Source organism: Candidatus Binatia bacterium (assembly GCA_036382395.1).
Taxonomy (GTDB): Bacteria; Desulfobacterota; Binatia; order HRBIN30; family HRBIN30; genus JAGDMS01.
This window is the reverse complement of the sequence record DASVHW010000359.1, coordinates 1-25,626: the sequence shown is the minus strand read 5'-3', so window position 1 is coordinate 25,626 and position 25,626 is coordinate 1. Positions and strand designations below refer to the sequence as shown.

Genomic DNA, 25,626 nt, shown 5'->3' with positions numbered 1-25,626 from the left:
CGGAAGCCTCTGGAGTGCGGGCGGGGAGCGGGCCATAGAAATGACGCTGGCCGCAGGCCCTAGAGGTGGATTCCGGCTTGACAGAAACAAGGGCAACGATGCGCGTGCTGCGATCGAGCGGCGCGGGAAGGAGAAGACCATGTCCCCCAAGGCACCAAAGAAGCATTCCATGTCCCCCAAGGCACCGAAGAAGCGTTCCAAAGCGCTGAGCGCGCCCCGGCAGGCGCAGAAGGCGATGCCGCGCGAGGCGCGGGCCATGTACGCCGAGATTCAACAGGGCATCAGGCACCTGGAAAAATCGATCGGTGAGATCCAGCGGGGCTTGCGCAAGGCGGAGCATAAGCTCGAGGCCGATGCGCACGCGCGGATTCGCGAATTGCGCCAGGACGCGCGCACTCACTTGAGCCTCTTGAAGTCGAAGCAGCGCGAGGCCGCAGGTACCCTCAAGCGCGTGTCCAGCGCCGCCGGCGGCTCGTGGGCAGACATCAAGCGCACGGTTGATTCCGTCCTCGTCGATGCCCGAGCGACCGCCACCGCAGCCGTCAAGCGCTTCCGCAGCGCGTTGGGCGGCTAAACGCGGGTGGATGCCTGAAAAGGGAGGGTGCATGAATGATCGATCCACCGCGTTGCTCCTGATTGCCGTCGCGCTGGCGGGATACGGCGTGTACATCGCGGGCTACGTGCCCGCGATGCGAACGCCGACTGCACCCCGACTACACAGGCCGATGCACTCCGCTGCGCGCGCCGCCTCAGCCTCGACAATCGCCGCGGCAGTCTGAGGTTTTCTCGGGTGTCCCGACCCTGGCGCCTTCGGCACCGCGAATGCTGCGACGTTGTCCGTAGAAGTACGCGCGTAGTATTCCGCGCTTGTGGTACGCGCCATTGAGGACCACCATTCTCCTAATTGAAAGGAGCGTACAACATGGCCGAAAAACAGACAGCAGTGTTGGGTATTTACCCCGATTACGCCAGCGTGGAGAAAGCCGTCGACGTCTTGAAGCAGGCCAGATTTCGGAGCAAGGATATTTCCGTACTCTTTCCGGAAAAAGCAGGCTCCAAGGCCTTCGCCCACGACAAAGGGACCAGGGCTCCAGAGGGTGCTGCCGCAGGCGCCGGAACGGGTGCGGTGCTGGGCGGTACACTCGGATGGTTGGTGGGCATCGGCACTCTGGCGATACCGGGTGTGGGTCCCTTTATCGCCGCCGGTCCGCTCATGGCGGCCCTGGCGGGGATGGGCGTGGGCGGTGCAGTTGGCGGGATAACGGGCGCGCTGATCGGCCTGGGGATTCCGGAGCACGAGGCCAAGCGCTATGAGGTCCGGGTAAAAGAGGGCGCAATCCTCCTCTCCGTGCATTCGGACAGTTCAGACTGGACGAAACGCGCTGAGGAGATCCTGAAACAGACAGGAGCGCAGGATATTTCGTCAACCGGAGAGGCCAGCGCCGACTACGTCAGAAGCGGTCGCGATACGGCAGCGCCTTCGGCATGATGGCGGCCCACTTTGGCCGTGCCGGAGCCCCGCGTTCCGGCGAGCGCAACCTACAGAGGGTGTGAGTCCGCCGATTCATCTTATTCCTGTCATGGCCTGAAGCCGCAGCGGCAACCAGTATCTGGGTCAAACCAGATGCAACATCGCCGACGCGAACCTTGGAACCACAAGGAGGTAACAATGGCAGCAAGCATGAAGCGGTGGCACCGGATCGGTGAGTCCATTACGCGGTTGTTCGACCGTCAGAGCGGGAAAGCAGTCCCAGACCGGCTATACGGGCGAGGTTCAAGCGGGATGAATCAGCAGCCGCGCGTTGCGCTATGTTGTGGGAGGGTGTAGCACTGCAAATGGTGGCGTCTAAGAAGGAGGCGAGACAAATGAAATTAGGCTGGATCGGCGGGGTAGCGATTGTGGCGACGGTGTCCCTTTTTGCGCTGGCTCAACCGGCGTGGGGCGGGTCGACGAAGTGCAAAATGAAGTACTCCCTTGCGGGGTGGTCGGCGGGTTACTCAACGGCGAGCGGCAGCGGCACCATCAAGTGCGACAATGGCCAGTCGGCCCGCGTGTCCCTCCGGGCGACAGGTGGCGGGCTTACGGCCGGGAAGTCCAAGATCGTCAATGGCAGCGGGACGTTCTCGGAGATCGCGGACATTAGCGAACTTTTCGGGGGCTACGCTTCTGCGGAGGCCCATGCCGGGATGGGCGGGGCGTCGGCTGCGCAGGTGGTGACGAAGGGCACCGTGTCCCTGGCGTTCTCGGGCACCGGCAAGGGGGTCGACCTCGGCGTGACGTTCGGCGAGTTTGTCATCGAGAAGCGGAGCGCCAAGAAGACGCGGAAGTAGGCCGTCGCGGGTGCGCTTGGGCTGGTCGCGGTACTCGCCATCGTCGTCGCCTTGATCATCGCCGCGTACGTCAACCGCCAGCACGGACCGCGGATCGACTGATCGCAGGCGGGGCGCAGTCGGCGTTCGCAGCGCTACACCAGGTCGGCGGCCGCGGCCGGGACGTGTCGTCTTTGTTCAAGGATGGTGACAGGATGTCGGGGATCCCTCTGGAAAGGCCACGCTACCCGAGGCGCCCGCGGCACGGGCGCGCGGTGGTCGTCGCACTTTTTGGTGGAACGCGACAGCGGTGGCCGCTGTTACACCCTCACTCGGCTCCTGCGCGTTGGGCCTTCTTCATGAGTTCGGTCAGAAGGTTCGAGGACCTCTCGATCTCGTCTTTGCCCAGCCGTAGACGGTATCGGCCCCCCAGCCGATCGTAACTAAAGTCAAGGCCGCTGTTGCGTAGCAAGGCGTCCGTTTGGTCCGTTTGCGGCAGTTTGATCAGGGCTTCCGTCGTAGTCTGTTGCGGCTCGAAAATTACAAAAGTGGTGGCTCGATTCCAGTGATGCAGGATGCTGCCCAACCAGCTTTCTTCAGCCGTCGGAGCTTTAGCACCCGACGCGGCTGCTTCAACCGGATCCGGCGTCGCTCTGCGTCCTGTCATCTGCGTGATGTGAATGCGGTAGAAGATGGGCGTAAGCTGTTCCCGGTGCTCCGTGACGACGTAAGCCGGCTCCCACCACATCGCGCGTTTTTGCAACACTTCGTGGGCCTGCACGCGCTCATATCCAAATTCGGGCGTATCCGGTAACTCCTCGTAGCGACCAGAAACAACAACGCTCATCCATTGATGGAGGCTCGTCCGTTCATCAATCTCCAGACAAACGAGCGGATTGGAGCGCAGCCACTCGATCTTTTGTCCCAGCGTGCTGAACCCGTAGATTTGTCCTGGCGCGCTGAACCCGTAGAGATGCGTTCCATCGTACGAGAAGTAGATCGGAAGAACATAGGGTTGGTTATCGCGTGCGCACGCCAATCTACCGAAACTCACGCGCTCTAGCGCGGTGCGGCATTCGTCCTCAGTCATCTCGTCAATAAACATGACAACACCTCCTGGTAGCAACGCCTGGTCTCGGGGTTCGTCTCCGCCTGGGTTCGCTCCTTGTCTTGAGGATCACATCGCCAAGACCGTGCGGACCCATTTCTCGTCGAAGTTGAGGTGGTCCCTCGACGCGATGCGTTTCGCCGTTAGGTAGGTCAAGGCTTCTACTCTGCTCATCGCGGGGACCTCCCTGCTTCTTCTAAACCTAGCACAGGCACTCTGCCACCGCCGGTGAGCGTGACCAACCAGCGATTCGAGGCCTTTCATGCGCAGTTGTCTCCGGCGGAACGCATCCGCACCACGACATCGTGTGCTCTGCCGTCTTGCAGTCTCGGCAGCACGGAGCCTGGCAAGGTCTTCCCGTCGAGTGCGACGCTTTCCACACCGCCGTTCACCAAATGCGGATTCTCGACTCGGATCTGATAGGTCGTGGTCCGGTCGCGCAGCGTGACCTCGAAGCCGGGCCAAGTCTTGGGAATGCACGGGTCCACACGCCAACCGCCCGGTTCGGGCCGAATGCCGAGAATGACCTCCAGCCCAAACCGGTACGCCCATCCGGCGGCGCCGGTGTACCACGTCCATCCGCCGCGACCGGCATGAGGCGCCACGCCATAGACGTCCGCTGCCAGTACGTACGGTTCGACCCGATAGAGAGCGGCGGCATCCGGTGTGAGTGCGTGGCGGATGGGAAGCAATCTCTGAAACAATTGCACGGCCAGATCACCCTCCCCGAGCTCCGCGAGTGCCCACAGCACCCAGATCGCCGCATGCGTGTACTGTCCGCCATTCTCCCGCACCCCAGGCGGATACGCCTTGATATAGCCGGGATCGGCGTCAGTGCCGCCGAACGGAGGCGCGAGCAGCAAGACCAGCCCGTCGGCTTCCCGAATCAAGTACTGCCGCACCGCGTCCATCGCCATCGTGGCGCGTTGCGGATCGGCTGCTCCTGACACTACGGCCCAAGACTGCGAGAGCGAATCGATGCGGCATTCCGCGCTTTGCGCCGACCCCAGCGGACGGCCGTCATCGTAATAGCCGCGCCGATACCATGCCCCATCCCACGCACTCGCTTCGAGCGCCTGGCGCAGCTTCTCCGCATGGCTGCGAAACCGTTCCGCCCGATCTCCGTCGCTGCGGCGCTCACTGACGGGAGCGAACCGTGTGAGCGTCGCGTAGACGAACCAGCCGAGCCAGACGCTCTCGCCGCGCCCCTGGATGCCGACGCGATTCATCCCATCGTTCCAGTCGCCGGCGCCGAACAGCGGCAATCCGTGCGGGCCGGCGGTGCGACCGCGCTCGATGGCGGCCACGCAGTGCTCGTAGAGTGTTGCGCGGCGCTCCGTGGGCGTGAACCGGGCATATCGTTCCACTTCGTCGGGCCGCAGCGGCTCGCCGGAGAGGAAGGGCACCGGCTCGGAGAGAATCGCCTCATCACCGGTGGTCGCGACGTAATCAGCGGTGACGAACGGGAGCCACAGCAGGTCGTCTGAGCACCGCGTGCGCACTCCGACTCCCGACGGCGGATGCCACCAGTGCAGCACGTCGCCGTCTTCGAACTGCCGCCGCGCCGCTTCGAGAATGTGAGCGCGGCAGATTGCCGGCCGGGTGTGCAGCAGGGCCATGACATCCTGCAGTTGGTCGCGGAAGCCAAAGGCCCCGCCGGATTGGTAGTATCCGGTGCGTCCCCAGATCCTGCTCGCCAGCGTTTGATAGAGCAGCCAGCGGTTCAGCATGACGTCGAGCGCCGGGTCGGGCGTGTGCACGCTCACCGCACCGAGGATCTCGTCCCACTGCTGACAGACGTCGGTCCAGGCAGCCTGAACGCGCACGCGATCGCGATACGTCCGCGCCAAGCCCAGCGCCTCGTCGCGCCCCATACCTTGACCGAGCACGAAGTGGATGTCCGCCGAGGCACCCGGGCCGAGATCGACATGCAGTTGTACCGCCGCGCACGGGTCGAGCCCGGGCCGGACCGCGCTGGTGAGCCCGACCGCCCGCAGACCCGCGGGGTGGGCATAGCTGCCGCGCCGGCCGAGGAACTCGCTGCGGTCACCTGTCAGGCCGTGCAGGTTGTGACTTGCGGCCACGAACGCGACGCGGTCTGCAAAGTCGTCTTTCCACGGATTGCGCGCCAGGAGGCACTGACAATCAGAATCGAATTCCGGAATCACGAACATCTCGGATCCGTCACGCGTAGTGCCAAGCACCCACTCGACATAGTAGGTGGCGGTGATGCGGCGGGGACGATCCAGCCGGTTGGTCAGCCTCAGCTGCAGGATCTTCACCGGATCCTCTCGCGGCACGAACACGCGTAAGCGCTGATCGAGTCCGTGGCTACGGTGCTGAAAGGCGGTGTAACCCGCGCCGTGTCGGATCTGATAGCTGCCTGGACCCGGCGCGGGCAGAGGGGTCGGCGACCATACTGCGGCCGTTTCCTCGTCGCGCAGATACAGTGCCTCGCCGGGCTCGTCCGATACCGGGTCGTTGCGCCACGGCGTCAATCGGTTCTCACCACTGTTTTCGGCCCACGAGTAGCCTCCGCCCGACTCGGAAACGACGCAACCGCAACGCGGATTGGCAATCACGTTGACCCACGGGGCGGGCGTCGACTGACCGGGGGCGAGATGAATCACGTATTCCCGTCCGTCCGGGCTAAAGCCGCCGGTTCCGTTGTCGAAGAGCAGCCCGTCGGGCCGCTCCAGCGGCTCGGGTGAAATCGCATCCGCCAGCGTAGGAACCAGAGGTGGCAGGCGGGCTGGTTCCTCGGGAACGCGCGCCACCTGTTCGGCAAGGCTTCCCGCAGATGCGTCCAGCACCGCGCGCGCTGCCGTGGCCAACAAGACCTGATCGGCCTCGGTGATCTGATCGGCGCGGATCACGAACACACCGCCCGGCTGGTGCATCCATCCTTCCACGCCGGCCTGTGCGATCGCTCGCGCGATCCGGCTGTCTACCTCCGCACCGTACACACTCGGTTGCTCATTCAGGATCACCAGGTCGATGCGGACACCGCGCTGGCGCCAATAGCGATGCATCCGCAGCAATGTCTGGAGCAGCCGAGAATCCTCGGCTTCCCGGAGGCGGACGAGGAGAATCGGCAGGTCCCCGGAGACCGCATACTTCCAGAGCGAGGATTGTCCGAGCTGGTTCCGGACCAGCACGCCCGGCGGAGCCCGCAAAGCGTGGTGCGGATAGAGGAGCAAGGACAGAAGTCTCTGCGCCACGGGCAGGTCCGGCGATGCAAGCCTCAGGTCCGCCAACTCGCTCTCCGTTTGCCGGCGAGCCAGCTCCAAGGTCCACTCGAGGTGATCCAGCGACTGATAGCTCCCGGCGACGGCGACGGCCGCTTGTCGCGATTCGGCCGCAACGAGCACGTACGCGAGCGAGATACTGCGGAAGGGCGGTAGTTCGACCGTGGACGACAGCGCCATGATCGGGTCGAGGGTGGCTCCGGTGGCTCCGGCAAGGTCGTACGCGCCGTCTGCGAACCTCCGCGGGGAAAAGGGCGTGCGTGCCCGCCCCACGAAACGATCGCGCGCGGTCTCGTATCCAGTCGACCGCGTACGACCGTCGCGTCGCACCATCATGTGCACGAGCCAGCATGCGCTTTCGCGTTCGCCGCGTGACCGGCGGTGGAAGGCGAGCGCGTGCAGGTCGTCGAGATACTCACTCTCGACGAACAGTTTGCTGAAGGCCGGATGCCGGCGGTCCTCGGTCGCGTCGCCGAGAACGACCTCGGCGTAGCTGGTGACCTCCACGCGCCGCCGCGTGCGCCCCTCGTTGCTCAGGGTCAGATGGCGAATCTCGACATCGTCCCCAGGCGCCACCCATACCCGTTGCCGCACGGTGATGTCGTGCGCACGGCTCCGGTACTCCACCATGTGCGCGTGGAAGAGCACTTGGCCGTCCGCGGGTGGCGTCGAGACCGGCGACCAGACGTCCCCGCTTTCGAGGTCACGCAGGTAGACTCGGAACCCGATGTTGTCGAGGGTCGTATCGGCGTGCCAGCGTGTCAGTGCGAGGGTATTCCACTGGCTGCCGCCACCGCCGCCCTCGGTCACCGCGACGCAATAGCGACCGTTCGACAGGACGTGAACCTGTGGAAACTCGGCATCGAGTGGGACCGGCCATGGCTGCATCGCCGGGTGCGGGCGCATGGGGACCCGACGGCGCGCCGGTTCGGGGCGCGTCTGTTCAATGGGCGCAGGCGTTACGGGGCGCTCGAACAGCAACACCTCGGCAGTTTGCGCTACCGGCTCCGAGTGGAAACGTCGCACCATGGGATCGCCGTTCAGCAGGTTGTCCAATGCGACCAAGATCATTCCTTGGTGATGCGCCATGAAGGAGCGAACGATTGCCGGAGCGCGGTCTGACCGCTGGCGCGACGGCGTGCAGTCGATCGCCTCGTACAAGCCGTAGCGTCCCATCAAGCCGAGCTGCTGCAAACGGTCGAGGTTCTTCAGCATCGCATGCGGCGCGATGCGCACAGCGAGCGTGCACGCATAGGGAGCACTCACCAGATCATCCTCGAGGCCCCGCTTGAAACCGAGGTCTGGAACACCGAAGGCTCGATACTGATAGTTCTGGTGCGCGTCGAACTGGTAGAAACCCGACTCCGAGATGCCCCAGGGTATTTCCCGCCGCCGCGCGTAGGCGATCTGCTCGCGCACGACGGCCTCGCAGGTCCGGCCCATCAAGCTGTCGGCGCCTTCGCGCAGCACCAACGACGGCATCAGGTACTCGAACATGGTGCCGCTCCAGGAGAGCAGCGCGTTGGCGCCGCCCACCCGTCCGAGCGGGCGGCCCAGGTACAGCCAGTGTTCTTCCGGCACATCGCCTTTGGCGATCGCCACGAAGCTTGCCAGGCGCGCCTCCGAAGCCAGCAGATCGTAGTGGTAATCGTCCATCGCGTTCGCCGTCGCGTTGTAGCCGATGTAGAAGAGGTGCCGCTGCTCGTCGTAGAGCAAGCTGAAGTCCATTTCGCGGAAGAGGGTGTCGGCCCGCTGGGTGACCTCGAGCAATGTCTCCACCAGGCCGTCAGCCGCATCGTGCGCGCGGACCAGCGCCTTCGCGAGGCTATCGACCCAGGCACGCGCCTCCGCTACGGCGCTGTCGGCGCCAGGCATTGCCGCCAGCTGCTCGTCGAGCTGCGAGAGAGAGGCGCGTGCGACCGCGTCGATCTCTTTCACCTGTAGCGGCGCCACATCGGCGGGCAGGCAGGCACGAAGCTGCGCCCACGTCGCTGCGAGCGGCCCGGTCGGTGCGGCGTCCGCTAACAGCGCAGGCGGATGCGCGATGCGCAGCGTCCAAGGAAGATAGAGTGTCAAGTCGCGGAGCATGCCCTCGAGGTGCTGGTGGGTCTCGCTGTACCACGCGCGCAGCTCACTCAGGAGGCGGGCATCCAGCTCCTCGAGTTCTGACGCGATCACCGAGGCCAGAGCACGGTCGAACTCGGGGCACCCCTCCTCGACGAGACGGGTCACCCCGCGCGCCCAGTCTTCGGGGTGATCCTTCAGCACCGCCACCTGCCCCCGCACTTTGTCGACGCAGGCACGCAGAGCCGCGAACCGGGAAGAGCCGTAGCGGTGGGATGCAACAGCGATCACTTCGTCGAGGACACCCAGCGTATCGAGCATTCCCTCCCAGCGCGCGGCGCCGATGATGGGTGATGTGGTCAGCTCGACGCAGCTCTGTTTGACCACGAGCAGGCAACCCGCCAAGTTGCCGCTGTCGACCACGGAGACATATCGCGGCGCGAGCGGTTGCAGGGTGGCGGTGTCGTACCAGTTGTACAAGTGACCGCGGTAGCGCTCCATCCGGCGCAGCGTGTCGAGCGTCTCTTTGAGCCGGAGGGCAACGGACAGCAATCCCGCGTACCCGAGGTCGTACGCGGACACGCTAGCGAGCAGCAGCAAGCCGATATTCGTCGGCGACGTGCGGCGCGCCACCTCGCCACGCGGGTCTTCCTGAAAATGATCCGGCGGTAACCACTGGTCCTCAGGTCCGACGAAGGTCTCGAAAAACAGCCAGGTGCGTCGCGCCAGGAGGCGGAAGCGCCGCGTGTCCTGCTGCGTCAGTCGCTCCACGCGGCGGCGGTGCGGCCGACTCATGAACAGCGCAATTTCCGGCGAGAGGAACCAGACCAGCAGGAATGGAAACGCCGGCGCCAACGCGCCGGATCGATACGCCGCCAACACACTTGCCGCACCCAGCGCAGTCAGCGGCGCCGCCGCCATTTCGCGCCACATCCAGCGGCTCGCAGTTCTGCCCGCGAGTCGGCGCGCGCTCAGTGCGGCCGGTGTCCATTCGAGGAGACCTTTTCCGCTGACGGCCAGGCGGTACAGTGTGCGCAGCATGGCGTCACAGAGCACTGCGGCGCGATGCGGAAGGAAGACGATCTGCACCAGCCACGGACCGATGGCGGACCGGCGCCGCACGAAGGCGGGCAATGTTCTTCCAAGCGACGCCAGCAGCGCTCCGGAAAACGCCGGTGCAGCCGGCACCAGAAGCGCCAACAGCGTCCACAGGCTGGTGGAGCCCGGCAGCCAACCCCAAGCGAGAAACAGGAAGGCGAGCAACGAAGGCTCCAGCAAGCTGCCTCGCAGGTTGTCGAGAATCTTCCACCGCGAGATCAGGGAGAAGCAACTCGCGCCTTTTCCCCCGCCTTCCAGAGGCACGCGTCGCCGCAGCCAGGGTAGCAGCTGCCAGTCGCCCCGCGCCCAGCGGTGCAGCCGTCGGGAATAGGTCAGATAGTTGGCCGGGAACTCCTCGAACAAGGCGACGTCTGCCACGAAGCCAGTTCGCCCGTGTGCGCTCTCGAACAGGTCGTGGCTGAGGAGCGCGTTTTCGGGCACCCGACCCCGCAGACTACGCTCGAACGCCTCGGGGTCGTAGATGCCCTTGCCGACGTAGAGCCCCTCGCCGAAGAGGTCCTGATACACATCGGATACGGCGCGCGTGTACGGGTCGAGGCCGCTGTCGCCGGCGACCAGCGAGGAGAACCGGGAGGCTTCGGCACTGAAGGGAGTGCCCTCGATGCGCGGCTGCAAGATGGTGTAGCCTGCCGTGACGCGTCCCGTCGCCGCATCGAAGACGGCGCGATTCAGTGGATGGGCCAGCGTGGCGACCAAGCGCCGCGCGCTGTCACGCGGCAGCTCCGTGTCGGCGTCGAGCGTGATCACGAAGCGAATGGAGCGCAGCACTGCGGGGTCACCGACATGCCGGACGTAGCTGGTATGCGGATCGCTCGCGAGCAGCCGGTTAAGCTCCATCAACTTGCCGCGCTTGCGCTCCCACCCCATCCAGCATCCCTCTGCCGGATTCCACTGGCGGCGGCGATGCAGCAGATGAAATGGATCGCCCTGTACAGTGCCATACTTGGCGTTCAGGCTCTGCACGCCGACGCTCACTCGCTGCAGCAGCTCGTCGTCCTCGGGCATGGTTTGCTGCGGAGCATCCGCGAAGTCGGTCAACAGCGCAAAATGCAGGTGCGGATCAGCGTTGGCGAGCCGGCGAATCTCGAGTTTGGAGACCAACGCCGCGGCGTCGTCCGGGTCCGTGAGAATGGCCGGAACGACGACCAGTGTCTGGCAGTCGGCCGGGATGCCTTTGCGGAAGTCCATTTTCGGGAGGACGCGCGGCGGCAAGACGCGCGTGATCAGCGCATTGATCAGGGCCACGCCGATGGTCGTGGCCGGAACGAGCGCCAGCGCGGCCGCTACTGCGGTCAGAAAAAGCCTGGCACCGAGCGCTTGCAAGGCGACGCACAGGACGACCTCGTGTACGAGGGTCACGGCGGCGATGCCGCCGAGGTACGAGGCAGTGGGATAACGGGTCAAGAACCGGCGCCAGCGTGCCTTCCAGTGCGGGTGGTAGCCCACGGTGCGCGCCAGCACGTCGAATCCGGCGTCCACGAGGTAGTAGCCGACATGCGCGCGGCGGTCGGCGGGACTCTCGCGAGCCAAGCGGACAGCCGCGGCTGCCACCGCCTCCTCCGAGTCATCGCTGCGCGCCGCCAGTTCCTCCACCACTTTCCGGTACCGGTCACGCGTGTCGAAGTTCATGCGCGTATAGACGCCTGCCGGATCCGTGCGCAGCACGCGCTCGGTGGCGTTGATCTCCTCGAAGAACGCTTTCCAGTCAGCCGTTTCGAGAGTCCGCAGGCTGCGGATGCAGCTGGCGACAATCTGGTCGGGTGGTGGCGGTGCGAGGTCGTCGCCCCTGGACACATCTTGCGTGTGCGCCGCTTCCGGTGGCGCAACCACCTGCGCCGAGAGGCCGAGAGTTGCCACCGTGCGCGTCAGACTTTCGAGTAATGCCAGACGCACGAGGATTGGCAGCGCCCACACCTCGGCAATCGAGAGGGGCCGTGCCGCCTGAAAATCACCGACCAGATGGATCAGTGTGTCGAGGTCCACGTGGGATTGGCCGGCGGCCACGACCTCGCCCGCGAGCGCATACACGAGCGGATATCCCTGGAGGTCTCCGCTGGGGACCTGCGGCAGCCGCCGCTCGAACTCGGACGGGAACTCGTCCTGCACCAGACGGAAGGCGCGTTCGACGATGTAGTAATTGTCGAGCAGCCATTCGGCAGCAATCGAGCCGTCGGCCGCGCCGTCGGAAGCCTCCGCGAGGCGCCGATAGGCGGCCTGAAGCGTCTGCTGGGCGCCGCGCAGGCGCTCGGCAACGCGGCGCCCACGCTTGCTGCCGGAGCCCGCAACGCCCGCTGGCGGCGGTCGGTGTTCGGAAGGCGCTGCGTTTGAGTCAAGTCCCATCCGGAGCCACCCGAAACCTGTCCTGAGCACCGTCGAAGGGCGACCCAACAGATGACCTCAGTGTCCCGGGTGGCTGTGCGCGGCTTCCTCGGCAGCCGTCGCCTCGTGCATGACCCCCGCCAAGTCTTGGAGGATGACCACTGGCTTGCCGCTCTCCTGAATCAGTCGCGCCGCAATACCGCCGTAGCGTTCGCTCGCATCCCCAGTCTTCCCGTGCGCGGAGACGAGCACGAGGTCCACGTTCTCCCGCTCGGCCAAGGCGCGAATGGAACGCGCCCGCCGTGGCGACACCACGATGCGGACTTCGGTCCCCACCCCCTGCGCCGACAGCCGATGTTGCAGTTCGCTCAAATAATGCTCGGCTTCGCGGCGGTTGCGTTCCGTGAGCTGCGCCGCGAGCGCGACATCCTCCGGCGACGGTGGCATGCGGCGCGGCATTTCCGGCTCCGGCACAATGTGCGCGAGTATCAACTTGCTCTCGCAGGCGCGCGCGAGCCCTGTGGCAAGCGGCAGAATATATTCTGCGCGTGGCGAGCAGTCCAAAGGGACCAAGATCTTGTCGAAGCGCAACTCGCCGATGCGCTTTCCCTCATGCGCGTACGCCGGGACGATCAAGACGGAGGTATGCGCCCGGGCGACCACCTTCTGCACCGTGCTACTCAAGACCCAGCCGCTCAGCCCGCCTTCCCCATGGCTGGACAGGACGATCAAGTCGACCTCATGCTCCTTGGCGAACTGAAGGATTTGTTCGGCCGCGCGGCCTTGAACCAACTCCAGCGCCGACGCCACCCCACTCGCTTTGAGCTCACTCTCGAACTTGGCGAGGTGGCTGTGGGCTTCGGCGCGGATGATTTCCCACTCCACGGCGTCCATCTGCCTGCCCGGACCAGGTCCACGATGAGGCACGAGCACTCGCAGTAACGTGATGCGCCCGGAGAGGGCTCGCGCGATTGCCGCCGCAAACGGCAGCGCGCACGCCGCCAGCGCCGAGCTGTCCAGGGGGACCAGTATATGGCGGAACGGGAGACCTTCGCGACGATCAGGTGACGAATTCCTGTTCGTTTGTTTTTCCTCCTTCGCGGTACATTGGCAAGCGGCATGCCAAGACGGCTCGGCCGATGAGGCGGCCGAAGCGCGTTGAGACTTCCCAATGGTGGGAAGCATTCCCTTCCCAGCGTGTGCGAGCAGCTCGCTCACCTATACAGCGAACTCGAGCGCGCCGCCATCCTCAGCCGCATCGCCCCCAACATCCTGCAGCCAAAACTACCTCTACACCAACTACTAGGTGTACGGCGCCACCATTCGCACTAACGTCAAAACAGCCGAGGCCCACGTTCAGCCGGAGCAAAAGCAACCGCCGACGGCCGCTGGACGCTGGCGACAGGTGGCCGCTCAGATTGGATTCGTCCATTCGGGAGGCAACCATCCCCGTGTCGGGCGCGATGCCCAGCAAGTGCATGCCGAGGCGCGCGCGCTCGTCGGGCGTGCTATGGTCAGGGCGAGCGTAGCGGGGCGTGCGAGTGGGTTGACACCGACTGCGCTCGCCACGGCATTGTGCGGGTCGGTGTGAACTCAACGGTTCGATGAACCTTCCTGCGGCTCGGTTTGACGTGGTCACCGAGCGGAAAGGGAATAGTGAAGCATTCAATCATTCACAGGCTCACAGGTCTGCCGGCGGTGGCGCCGCACGAACCTGAAGAGCCGATTCGCAGCGAATTGTTCAGCATCGAGCGCCTGGAGCAACATGCCGAGAGTCTGGCGGCGGCGCAGCGCGTCACGCCGCGGCCTGGGGCCGGTCGACGGCTCGCGCCCCGGCTGCGGGACAACGGCCGCGTGCTGCTCGCAGCGTATCGCGCTATCGCCGAGGCCATCCGTGAGGAACGCGCCATCGTCCCGGCGGCCGAGTGGCTGGTCGACAACTTTCACGTCGTGGAGGAACAGAATCGCGAGATCCAAGACGATCTCCCGCGCGGCTACTATCGCCAGCTGCCCAAGCTGGCGGACGGGCCACTCGAGGGCTATCCGCGCGTGTTCGGACTGGCCTGGGCCTTCGTCGCGCATACCGACAGCTTGTTCGACCCGCAGACGCTGTGCCGATTCGTGCGCGCCTACCAGCGCGTGCAGCCGCTCACGATCGGCGAACTCTGGGCAGTGGCGATCACGCTGCGCATCGTGCTCGTGGAGAATTTGCGGCGCTTGGCCGACCGGATCGTGAGCGGCCGAGCGGCGCGCCAAGAGGCCGACGACCTGGCCGACCGCCTTCTGGGAGTCGGCAGCCGTGAGGCCGAGCCGGTAGGGACGGCCCTGCGACGCTTCGACCGGAGGCACTTGCCGACAGCCTTCGCGGTGCAGCTGGTGCAGCGGCTGCGCGATCAGGATCCGAGGGTGACGCCGGCGCTGCGCTGGCTGGACGATCGCCTGGTAGCCCAGCGAACAACCGCCGACGAGATCGTGCGGGAGGAGCATCGGCGGCAGGGCGCGATGAACGTGACGGTCCGCAATGTGATCACCAGCATGCGCCTCATGTCCGCCGTCGATTGGGCGGACTTCTTCGAGAGCGTCAGTCTTGTCGATGAGGTGCTCCGCGCCGACAGCGACTTCGCCGCAATGGACTTCGCGACGCGCGACCGTTACCGGCACGCGATCGAAGAGCTTGCGCGCGGCTCGGAGCACCCGGAGATCGACGTCGCCGCGCGTGTGATTCTGGCCGCCACGCGCGCCGGACGCGAATCACCGCACCGCAGCGACGCCGCCGCTCGCCGCGAGCAGGACCCCGGCTATTACCTCATCTCGAAAGGGCGTCGGGCCTTCGAGAGGGAACTCGGATTTCGTGTTCCGGTGAGGGACTGGCTCGTCCGCGCCTACGCCACCGCGGGGATCCTGGGTTACGCGGGAACAATCGCGACCATCACCGCCTTTATCCTCGCTCTGTCATTGCTCGGCGGGGCGGAATCCGGGGTCGGCGGATCGGCTCTCTGCCTGCTCGCGCTGCTCGCCCTGGTCCCGGCATCGGATGCGGCGGTGGCGCTCGTGAACCGCCACGTCGCGAATCAGTTCGGCCCGACGGTGCTGCCTGGATTGGAGCTGCGCGACGGGGTGCCGTCGAGCCGGCGCACGATGGTCGCGGTGCCGACGCTGCTAACGACGCGAGCAGCGATCGAGGAGCAGATCGAGCGCCTCGAGGTTCATCATCTGGCAAGTCCGGAAGACGACCTCTGCTTCGTGCTGCTCTCGGACTGGACGGACGCTGCCACGGAGAGTGCGCCAGGTGACGAGGAGCTTCTCGGTGCGGCCGTCGAGGGCATCGCGCGTTTGAACCAGCGCCACGCAACGGCAGCGGATAGCGAACGATTCCTCCTGCTTCATCGCCGACGGGTCTGGAACGAGGGCGAAGGAAAGTGGATCGGGTGGGAACGTAAGCGCGGCAAGCTGCACGAGTTGAATCGATTGCTGCGCGGCGCGACCGACACGACCTTCCTGGCCGTCGGCGGCCGCCCGCCCGTCGTACCCTCCGGCGTCCGCTACGTGATCACCCTCGACGCCGATACGCGACTCCCGCGCGGAGCCGCCAGGCGGCTGATCGGGAAGATGGCTCACCCGCTCAACCGTCCGCGGCTCGATCCCTGCACCGGCCGCGTGGTCGAAGGATACGCGGTGCTGCAGCCGCGGGTCATGCCGACGTTGCCGACCGGCCGCGAGGGTTCGCTGTTCCAGCGCGTCTTCTCGGGGCCGGGCGGCATGGACCCGTACGCGTTCGCCGTCTCCGATGTGTACCAGGACCTCTTCGGGGAGGGTTCCTACACTGGGAAGGGAATCTATGACGTCGACGTCTTTGAAGCCGCCCTTGCAGGGCGGGTTCCCGAGAGCACGCTCCTGAGTCACGATCTTCTGGAGGGCATCTTCGCCGGGGCTGGACTGGTTTCGGACATCGAGGTCGTCGAGGAATTTCCATCACGCTACGATGTCGCCGCGGCGCGCCAGCATCGTTGGGCACGCGGCGACTGGCAATTGCTGCCCTGGATTCTCGGCCGTGGGCGGGACTCGCGGGACGCCGCCACGCGGGCGATTCCGTTGATCGGCCGTTGGAAGATGATGGACAACTTGCGCCGCACGCTGTCGGCGCCGGCAGCGTTCCTTGCGTTCCTGGCAGGCTGGACACTACCGCTCCCGGCGGCCGCAGTCTGGACCACCTGTATTCTCGCGATTCTCGCGCTGCCCGCCCTGCTGCCGCTTCTCGGCGGGATTGTGCCGCGACGGCTGGGGATCTCGAAGCGCAGCCACTTGCTCGCGGTCGGCGCGGATCTCGCGCTGGCGCTGTCACAGATCGCGTTCCTGCTCACGCTGCTCGCGCATCAGGCGTGGTTGATGACCGACGCCATCGTGCGCACACTCTTCCGTCTGTTCGTGAGCCGGCGCCACATGCTGGAGTGGGTCACCGCCGCGCAGGCGAAGTTCAGCCTCCCGCTCGATATCCGCGGGTTCTACCAGCGGATGGCCGGCGGTGTCGTGCTCGCGCTTGCCGGCGGGGCGGCGGTTGTCGTCGGGGGTGCCGGACACGGGTCTTGGCTGATCGCGGCTCCGTTCGTGATCCTGTGGATGCTGTCGCCGGTCGTCGCGCAGTGGGCGAGCCGTCCGCCGCCCGTGGCGGGCCCGAAGCCGGTCTCCGCCGCAGATGCGCACGTACTGCGGCTCACCGCACGCCGCACGTGGCGCTTCTTCGAGACCTTTGTTGCGGGGGAAGATCACATGCTCCCTCCCGACAACTTTCAAGAAGACCCGAAGCCGATGGTGGCGCATCGGACCTCGCCCACCAACCTCGGCTTGTACCTGTTGTCGGTAGTCGCCGCCCGCGATTTCGGCTGGCTGGGGACGCTCGAGACGGTGGAGCGGCTGGACGCGACTCTCGGGACGATGAACGGGCTCGAGCGCTTCCGCGGCCACTTCTACAACTGGTACGACACGCGTGACCTGCGTCCGCTCGACCCGAAATACGTCTCCTCAGTGGATAGCGGGAATCTCGCCGGCCACCTGATCGCGCTTGGCAACGCCTGTCGGGAGATGATCGACCGTCCCGTGCTGGGCCCGCAATGGCGCGCCGGAATCGAGGACGCGCTGGCGATCACCCGTGAATCTCTGCGCGCGCTCGCCGACGACCGACGGACGCAAACGGTAACTCGAAAGCAGCTGAACGAGGCACTCGACGCTCTCGCTGCTTCGCTCCGAGAGGCACCCGCGGCGCCGGTGCGCGGTGTCGCGAACATTGCCCGCCGGCTGGCGGCGCTCGTACTCCACGCCGACACCCTCACCGACATTGCGCGAACCCTGAGCGCGGGACGGGGCGACGGTGCCAGCGCCGACGTGCTGACCTGGGCGGAGGCAGTGCGGGCATCCATTCAGGGCCACGCGCGCGACCTCGAGCAGTTGATGCCCTGGGCGCGTCTCGTCGCTGCGGCGAGAGTGGATGGAGAGACGTCTCCAGAGGAGGCGCTCGGATCCCTCTTCGACTCGATCCCGACCCTGGCTGATCTGCCCGACCGCTGCGAGACGGCCCTCGACATCCTGGCGCGCTCGCGAGCGGCGCTCGCGGCGCAGCCTGACGGAAGCGTTGACGCGCTAGTCGACGCTCTCGAGCGTTCCGCTCGCGCCGCCCGGTCGCTCGAACGGCGCCTCGTGGCGCTCGCCGAGCTGGCGAGGAAGATGTTCGACGCCATGGAGTTCGGCTTTCTCTTCGACCCCAAGCGGCAGCTCCTCTCGATCGGGTACCAGGTCGCTGAGGGCAGTCTGGATCCCAGCTGTTACGACCTGCTCGCCTCTGAGGCGCGCCTGGCGAGCTTCGTCGCGATCGCCAAGGGAGACGTGCCGGCGCGCCACTGGTTTCAGCTCGGACGCGCCTTGACGCCGGTCGACCGGGGTTCGGCGCTGATCTCATGGTCGGGATCGATGTTCGAGTACCTGATGCCGTCGCTGGTGATGCGCGCGCCGGCGGGGAGCCTGCTGGAGCAAACGAGCCGCTTCGTCGTCCGCCGGCAAATGAAGTATGGCGCCGAGCTCGGCGTGCCATGGGGTGTCTCGGAATCGGCATACAATGCGCGAGATCTAGAGCTCACCTATCAGTACTCGAACTTTGGCGTGCCCGGCCTGGGGCTGAAACGCGGGCTCAGCGAGGACGCCGTCGTCGCTCCCTACGCGACGGCGCTGGCGGCGATGGTGGATGCGGAGGCCGCGGCGCGGAATTTCTCACGCCTTGCTGCCGCCGGCGGCCGTGGCCGCTATGGCTTTTACGAGGCTCTGGACTACACCCCGACGCGCCTTCCCGAAGACGAGCCGGTTGCGATCGTACGCGCCTACATGGCGCACCACCAAGGGATGACTCTGGTGGCGATCGCCGACGCTCTCGAAAACGGCGCGATGCGCACCCGCTTTCACGCCGAGCCGATCATCCAAGCGACGGAGCTGTTGCTGCAGGAACGCACGCCGCGCGGCGTCGCGGTGACCCGCCCGCGCGCCGAGGAGGTGAAGGCGGCCGCCAACGTCCGCGAGCTCGTTCCGCCGATGCTGCGCCGGTTCCATTCGCCGCACGACCCCATTCCGCGCACGCACCTGCTCTCCAACAGCAGATACGCAGTGATGATCACCGCCGCGGGCTCGGGGTACAGTCGCTGGCGGGACCTCGCGGTGACGCGTTGGCGAGAGGACGTGACCTGCGATTCCTGGGGCACGTACGTCTTCCTGCGCGACACGCGTAGCGGCGATGTGTGGTCGGCGGGGTACCAACCGAGCGGCGTCGAGCCCGACAGTTACGAGGTGGAGTTCTCCGAGGACCGTGCCGAGATCGTGCGTCGCGACGGGACGATCACGACGACGCTCGAGGTCGCGGTCTCCGCTGAGGACGATGCCGAGGTGCGCCGCGTGTCGATTTCGAACCTCGGAAGCCGCGCCCGGGAGATTGAGCTGACCTCCTACGCCGAGGTCGTGTTGGCGCCCCCCGCGGCCGACGCAGCACACCCGGCCTTCTCCAAGCTGTTCGTGCAAACCGAGTTCGTCGCCGGTGTCGGCGCCCTCCTGGCCACGCGGCGGCTGCGGTCACCGGGCGAGTCTCAGGTCTGGGCAGCACACCTCGCCGTCGTGGAAGGCGAGACCGTGGGCGACGTGGAATTCGAGACCGACCGCGCGCGTTTTCTCGGACGCGGGCACGAGATCCGGACGCCGGTCTCCGTGATGGACGGCCGGCCGCTCTCCAACACGATTGGCACCGTGCTCGATCCGATCTTCAGTCTGCGCTGCCGCGTGCGGATTCCGCCGGGGGCCACGATGCGCGTCGCGTTCTGGACGCTGATCGCGCCGTCGCGTAGCGCAGCGCTCGACCTGGCCGACAAGCACCACGACGCGACGGCCTTCGAACGCGCGGTCACCCTGGCGTGGACGCAGGCCCAGGTCCAGCTCCATCATCTTGGCGTCGGCCCCGACGAAGCGCACCTCTTTCAGCGTCTCGCCAACCGCGTGCTGTACTCTGACCCATCGCTGCGACCGTCGTCAGCAGTGCTCAAACGAAACGAGCGGGGACCGTCGACGCTCTGGGCCCACGGAATCTCCGGCGACTTGCCGATAGTCCTGGTGCGGATCGATGAAGCCGAGGATCTGGAGATCATCCGGCAGTTGCTCCGCGCCCACGAATACTGGCGGATGAAGCAGCTGGCCGTCGATCTCGTGATCCTGAACGAAAGGCCCTCGTCTTACTCTCAGGATCTCCAGGCCTTCCTGGAGGGACTGGTTCGAGCGAGCCAGTCGCGGCCGCGCCCCGAAGGAGAGGGCGCACGCGGATCCGTGTTCGCCTTACGAGCCGACCTGGTGTCGGTCGAGGTGCGCAGCCTGCTCCAGACCGCGGCGCGCGCGGTGCTCCTCAGCCGCCGCGGCAGCCTCTCCGAGCAAGTCAAACGTCTGGAACAATCCGCGCCCGCCGCACCGTCGCCGCGCCGCGTGTCCTCCCCCCTCCTGACCCAGGAGGGGGTCAGAGGGAGGTCGGCGAACGCACCGTCGGAAACCGCGCCGCCGCAACTGGAACTCGAGTTTTTCAACGGCCTGGGAGGCTTCGCCGCCGGCGGACGGGAATACGTAACGATCCTCGGTGAGGGGCAGTGGACGCCCGCGCCATGGATCAACGTCATCGCCAATCCCTCATTCGGCTTCCAAGTGTCAGTCGAAGGCGGGGGCTACACGTGGTCAATCAACAGTCGCGATCACCAGATCACCCCGTGGTCGAACGACCCCGTCAGCGACCGGCCCGGTGAGGTGATCTACGTTCGCGACGAAGACAGTGGAGCGCTCTGGGGCCCCACGGCTCTGCCGATTCACGAGGAGACCTCGCCGTACGTTGTGCGACACGGCCAGGGCTACAGCCGCTTCGAGCACACTTCGCACGGGATCTCGCTTGAGCTACTGCAGTACGTACCGCACGATGACCCGATCAAGATTTCTCGGTTGAAGATCCAGAATCATTCGGGCCGATCGCGGCGTCTCTCAGTCACCGCGTATGTGGAGTGGGTGCTCGGCACTTCCCGTGGCGCCTCTGCGCCGTTCGTCGTGACCGAGATCGACTCGGAGACCGGAGCGATGCTCGCACGGAACCCCTGGAGCAACGAGTTCGGTGGTCGCGTGGCATTCGCAGACCTCGGCGGACGGCAACTCGCTTGGACAGGCGACCGGACGGAGTTCCTCGGCCGCAGCGGCACGCTCGATCATCCGGCGGCGCTGGCCGGCGGAGCACCGCTCTCCAATCGAGTCGGTGCCGGTCTCGACCCCTGCGGCGCCCTGCAAACCCAGCTGGAACTCAGGCCGAACGGTGTCGCCGAGATCGTCTTCTTTCTCGGCGAGGCGGCGACGAAGGCGGAAGCGCTCTCCTTGATCGCACGCTACCGCACCGCCGACCTCGACGCGGTCTTGCGCGCAGTGAGCGGGCTCTGGGACAACGTCCTCGGCGCGGTGCAGGTGAAGACACCCGATCGGTCCATGGACATTCTGCTGAACCGCTGGCTGCTCTACCAGACCCTCGCCTGCCGGGTGTGGGCGCGCTCGGCGTTCTACCAGGCGAGCGGCGCCTACGGCTTCCGCGACCAGCTCCAAGATGTGATGGCGTTGACGCTGTCGCAGCCGGAGTTGACGCGCGCGCATCTCCTGCGCGCCGCGGCGCGCCAGTTCGTCGAAGGCGACGTGCAGCACTGGTGGCTGCCGCCGTCGGGCCAGGGCGTGCGCACGCGGGTCTCCGACGACCGCATTTGGTTGCCATACGCGGCCGCGCACTACGTCGAGGTCACGAACGATCTCGCCGTGTTCGACGAGAGGGTTTCCTTTCTCGAAGGGCCCGCCCTCCGCGCCGGCGACTACGATTCGTACTTTCAGCCGATGGTGGCCGAGGAGCACGCCACGTTGTTCGAACACTGCGCGCGGGCCCTTGACCGGAGTTTGTCGGTCGGTGAGCACGGCTTACCGCTGATCGGTGCGGGAGACTGGAACGACGGCATGAATCGGGTCGGCGAAGGAGGCAAGGGCGAGAGCGTCTGGCTCGGCTGGTTCCTGTACGCCACGCTGTCGGCCTTGGCTCCCCTGGCGGATAGCCGCGGTGAGCAGACGCGTGCCGCGACCTGGCGGTGCTGCGCAGCCGCCCTGCGGAAATCCCTGGAACGCGAAGCCTGGGACGGCGACTGGTACCGGCGCGGCTACTTCGACGACGGCACGCCGCTCGGTTCGGCTTCGGGCGACGAATGCCGCATCGATTCGATCGCGCAGTCGTGGGCGGTGATCTCCGGGGCCGCGGATCCGGCGCGCGCTGCGAGGGCCATGGCCGCGGTGGAGGAACACCTCGTCCGGCGTGGTGACGGACTGGTCTTGCTCTTCACCCCGCCGTTCGATCACCCGGTGCTAGGGCAGGGCGGAACTCCTTCTGCTCAAGTGGAGTTTGGCTCGCAGCCGCAACCAAGCGACGCAACGCGGAGCGACCCGCCGAACGGACGGCCGGGGCCCCCGGCCCCGGTGGACCCTGGCTACATCAAAGGGTACCCGCCCGGCATCCGCGAAAACGGTGGCCAATACACCCATGCCGCCATCTGGTCGGTGATCGCCTTCGCGCTGCTCGGCGACGGCGACAAGGCCGGTGAGCTGTTCTCGATCCTGAACCCCATCAATCACGCCAGCACGCGCGCGACCGTTCACCGCTACAAGGTGGAGCCGTACGTTGCATCTGCCGATGTCTATTCCCAACCCCCGCACGTCGGGCGGGGTGGCTGGACCTGGTACACCGGTTCGGCTGGCTGGATGTATCGGGCGGGCCTTGAATGGATCCTAGGGTTCCGTGTGCAAGGCGCGACGCTGCTTGTCGATCCGTGCGTGCCGAAGGCGTGGCGCGGCTTCGAGATGGTGTTCCGTTACCACTCGGCGCGCTACGAGATCTCGGTTGAGAACCCAAACGGAGTCACCCACGGAGTCACATACGCGGAGCTTGATGGGACGGCGCTTCCGGGAAACCAAGCGCGAGTCGACCTTGCGGACGACGGCGCGACACATCACGTGCGCGTCATTCTCGGATGATTGTCCCTCATCTGTACGGCTGCGCAGCCGATGATCGCAGCGTCAAGCTCCCGCAGTAGCGCCTGGAGAGATCTCTTGCTGCCCCTGCGAGATGCCGACGACATTCACCACCGGCCTGCTCTCGCCCTTCACGGGGGTCGAGCTTTCTTTCGCTAACTTGGCTTGCGAGCCGCTCACGTGGATCAATGCGCCGGCGGCGACGAAAGCGGCCCCTCACCACGCCGTCGAAGGGGGCCACGATGTGTTCCTCCCTATTGGACCCCGGGCAGTTCTTCGGGCCGATGGCGGCGTTTGAACGGCAGGTGTAAAGGCTCCAGGAGGAACGGGATATCCAAAAAGATGAATCCCATAAGTGATCGACTGCGACCCACGCAGCCAGGGCCACCGAAAGGATCAGGATGAAAATCAATTCCAACATTTTCCGTGTGCCGACGGGAAAAAGGGTCAACCTCAAGAAGTGGCCGACGCTCGTGAAGCCCGTTTACAAGTCGAGGAAGAAGTATCAACGCCTTCTGGAGGAACACGTTAAACAACTGAGCTCGCTGCAACGCCTTCTGTATGCATCCGATCGCTATGCCTTGCTGCTTATTTTTCAGGCAATGGATGCCGCCGGGAAGGACGGCGCCATCCGGCACGTGATGTCGGGTGTCAATCCACAAGGCTGCCAGGTGTTCAGCTTCAAACATCCCACCGGCGCCGAGCTCGATCACGATTTTTTGTGGCGCACCACCCGGGCCCTACCGGAACGCGGTCGGATCGGAATCTTCAACCGATCTTATTACGAGGAAGTACTGATCGTTCGGGTGCATCCGGAGATCCTGCGCAGCCAGAGACTGCCGAAGGAGTTCTTCGACGAGAAAACAATCTGGCAGGAGCGCTATCGCTCCATCGTGGACCTGGAGAACCATCTCTACCGCAACGGAACACGGATCATCAAGTTTTTCCTGCATCTTTCGGAGGAAGAACAGCGAAAGCGCTTCCTCGAACGTATCGATGAGCCGGAGAAGAACTGGAAATTCAGCCTGGCGGACATTGAGGAGAGGAAATGCTGGAAACAGTACATGCAGGCCTATGAGGAATGCTTGAGTGCAACAAGCACCCGCAACGCGCCCTGGTACGCCGTTCCCGCCGACGACAAAGAGAACGCACGGTTGATCGTTTCCCAGATTATCCTTGACGGACTCAAAGAGCTCCGAATGGCTTACCCCAAGTCCGGTGCCAAACGCCGGCAGGAATTACAGGCGATCCGGAAACGGCTCGCAAGGTAAATGCTGTTGCTCGTGTTCATGACGGACTTCGCGAAGATCGCCCTCGTCACCGACGACGTCCGCTGGTCCAGGAAACCGGAGACCTGAAACATCGGCTGGTCCCGCTTCGGTTTCGCGACGCGGTACTTCCGTTTCCCTATACAGCGGCCCGTGCGGGGCGTATCGTCCGCCCATGAATCAAGCCGTGCCCGCCCGGAGCCAGCTCAGAAGCATCGCGCGACGAGCGATGCTTCAACGGGGGATGTTGCCGGACTTTTCCGCCGCGGTTCTGGCGCAGACAGATACCATCACGAGAGCGGCCACAGAGATCGGCGCTTCCATCCGCGACCTTCGGAGTCTGCTCTGGGCGTCGATCGACAACGATGATTCGCGCGATCTCGACCAGCTCTCGGTCGCGGTGCCGAACGCGGGCGGCGCGGTGAAGATCCTCGTTGCGGTGGCCGATGTCGACGCCATCATCAAGAAAGACTCCGCGCTCGATGGCCACGCGCGGGCCAATACCACTTCCGTCTACACGGCCGCCGAGATCTTCCCAATGCTTCCTGAGAAGCTCTCTACCGACCTCACATCTCTCGGCGAGGACCAGGAGCGGCTGGCGATCGTCATCGAGATGACGGTCAGTGCCGACGGAGCAGTGGAGGGGTCTGACGTCTATCGGGCGATCGTGATCAATCGCGCCAAGCTCGCCTACAACGGCGTCGCCGCCTGGCTCGACGGCGCCACGCCCGCGCCGGCACGGATATCGGCACTACCGGGGCTCGATCAGCAGCTCCGCATTCAGGATCGGGTCGCGCAGGCGATGAAGAAGCTCCGGCACGAACACGGCGCCTTGAGCCTGGAGACGACTGAGGCGCGGGCCGTGTTCGATGGCGACGCGCTGGCCGACCTACGAGCTGAGGAGCCGAATCGGGCCAAGGAGCTAATCGAAGACTTCATGATTGCGGCCAACGGGGTGACCGCGAGGTACCTCGAGCAGAAGGGCTTTCCGTCGCTGCGACGGGTCCTGCACTCGCCCGAGCGTTGGGAGCGGATCGTCGAGCTGGCTGCGGCTGTGGGCGAGCGCCTGCCATCAGAGCCCACCGCCGGGGCTCTTGATGAGTTCCTCAGGAAGCGCCGGGAGGCAGATCCGGCGCGCTTTCCCGATGTCTCGCTCTCCGTGATCAAGCTCTTGGGCCGGGGCGAGTACACCCTCGAGCTTCCCGGTCAACGAGCGGAGGGACACTTTGGGCTTGCCGTCAAGGACTATACCCACTCCACCGCGCCGAACCGGCGTTTTCCGGATGTCATCACGCAGCGCCTGCTGAAAGCGGCGCTGGCGGGACAGCCGGTGCCCTACAGCAACGACGAGCTCGGTGAGCTGGCCCGGCACTGCACGGAGCAAGAGGACAGCGCGACCAAGGTGGAGCGGCAGGTGCGAAAGTCCGCCGCGGCGCTCCTTCTGGAATCGCGGATCGGCGAACGGTTCGACGCCATTGTGACCGGCGCTTCAGCGAAGGGGACATGGGTCCGAATCATGCAGCCAGCCGCAGAGGGAAAAGTTGTGCACGGATTCGAGGAACTTCATGTCGGAGATCGCGTTCGCGTCGAG

At 65.5% G+C, this 25,626-nt stretch carries 10 protein-coding genes; 7 read left to right on the top strand and 3 right to left on the bottom strand.

Annotation, left to right across the window (positions count from 1 at the left end; translation table 11 throughout):
- From VF515_17295 to VF515_17280, 4 genes are all read left to right on the top strand, one after another.
- Positions 1–574, top strand: a 574-nt coding sequence (locus VF515_17295) for a hypothetical protein (protein ID HEX7409388.1), incomplete at its 5' end; no start/stop codon positions are given.
- Between the two features lie 31 nt (positions 575–605).
- Entirely contained in the window at positions 606–779 is a 174-nt protein-coding gene (locus VF515_17290; GenBank protein ID HEX7409387.1) for a hypothetical protein, read from the top strand.
- Between the two features lie 143 nt (positions 780–922).
- Complete coding sequence (locus tag VF515_17285; protein HEX7409386.1) at positions 923–1,489, top strand: quinol:electron acceptor oxidoreductase subunit ActD; 567 nt, start codon at positions 923–925, stop codon at positions 1,487–1,489.
- A gap of 377 nt (positions 1,490–1,866) precedes the next feature.
- Entirely contained in the window at positions 1,867–2,331 is a 465-nt protein-coding gene (locus VF515_17280) for a hypothetical protein (protein ID HEX7409385.1), read from the top strand.
- A 307-nt stretch (positions 2,332–2,638) separates the two neighbouring features.
- Here the strand turns inward: VF515_17280 and VF515_17275 are convergent, their stop codons facing one another.
- The 3 genes from VF515_17275 to VF515_17265 form a co-directional block, all read right to left on the bottom strand.
- The gene (locus tag VF515_17275; GenBank protein ID HEX7409384.1) at positions 2,639–3,415 is read right to left on the bottom strand and encodes a pyridoxamine 5'-phosphate oxidase family protein; all 777 of its coding nucleotides are present in this window, start codon (positions 3,413–3,415) and stop codon (positions 2,639–2,641) included.
- A gap of 263 nt (positions 3,416–3,678) precedes the next feature.
- Positions 3,679–12,189, bottom strand: coding sequence for a glucoamylase family protein (locus VF515_17270; protein HEX7409383.1), 8,511 nt, complete (start codon positions 12,187–12,189; stop codon positions 3,679–3,681).
- Positions 12,190–12,246: 57 nt separating this feature from the next.
- On the bottom strand, positions 12,247–13,353 hold the full coding sequence (locus VF515_17265; GenBank protein HEX7409382.1) for a universal stress protein: 1,107 nt from the start codon (positions 13,351–13,353) through the stop codon (positions 12,247–12,249).
- A gap of 471 nt (positions 13,354–13,824) precedes the next feature.
- Between VF515_17265 and VF515_17260 the strand changes: the two genes are divergently transcribed.
- The 3 genes from VF515_17260 to VF515_17250 all read left to right on the top strand — a co-directional run.
- On the top strand, positions 13,825–22,770 hold the full coding sequence (locus VF515_17260) for a glucoamylase family protein (GenBank protein ID HEX7409381.1): 8,946 nt from the start codon (positions 13,825–13,827) through the stop codon (positions 22,768–22,770).
- A 398-nt stretch (positions 22,771–23,168) separates the two neighbouring features.
- A complete protein-coding gene (locus tag VF515_17255) occupies positions 23,169–24,038 on the top strand; it encodes an ADP-polyphosphate phosphotransferase (protein ID HEX7409380.1) in 870 nt (289 codons plus the stop codon).
- A gap of 226 nt (positions 24,039–24,264) precedes the next feature.
- Positions 24,265–25,626, top strand: a 1,362-nt coding sequence (locus VF515_17250; protein ID HEX7409379.1) for an RNB domain-containing ribonuclease, incomplete at its 3' end; no start/stop codon positions are given.

Coding starts and splice junctions, on each gene's coding strand:
- VF515_17290 (HEX7409387.1), top strand. CDS start 606: ATGAATGATCGATCCACCGCGTTGCTCCTGATTGCCGTCGCGCTGGCG.
- VF515_17285 (HEX7409386.1), top strand. CDS start 923: ATGGCCGAAAAACAGACAGCAGTGTTGGGTATTTACCCCGATTACGCC.
- VF515_17280 (HEX7409385.1), top strand. CDS start 1,867: ATGAAATTAGGCTGGATCGGCGGGGTAGCGATTGTGGCGACGGTGTCC.
- VF515_17275 (HEX7409384.1), bottom strand. CDS start 3,415: ATGTTTATTGACGAGATGACTGAGGACGAATGCCGCACCGCGCTAGAG.
- VF515_17270 (HEX7409383.1), bottom strand. CDS start 12,189: ATGGGACTTGACTCAAACGCAGCGCCTTCCGAACACCGACCGCCGCCA.
- VF515_17265 (HEX7409382.1), bottom strand. CDS start 13,353: ATGCTTCCCACCATTGGGAAGTCTCAACGCGCTTCGGCCGCCTCATCG.
- VF515_17255 (HEX7409380.1), top strand. CDS start 23,169: ATGAAAATCAATTCCAACATTTTCCGTGTGCCGACGGGAAAAAGGGTC.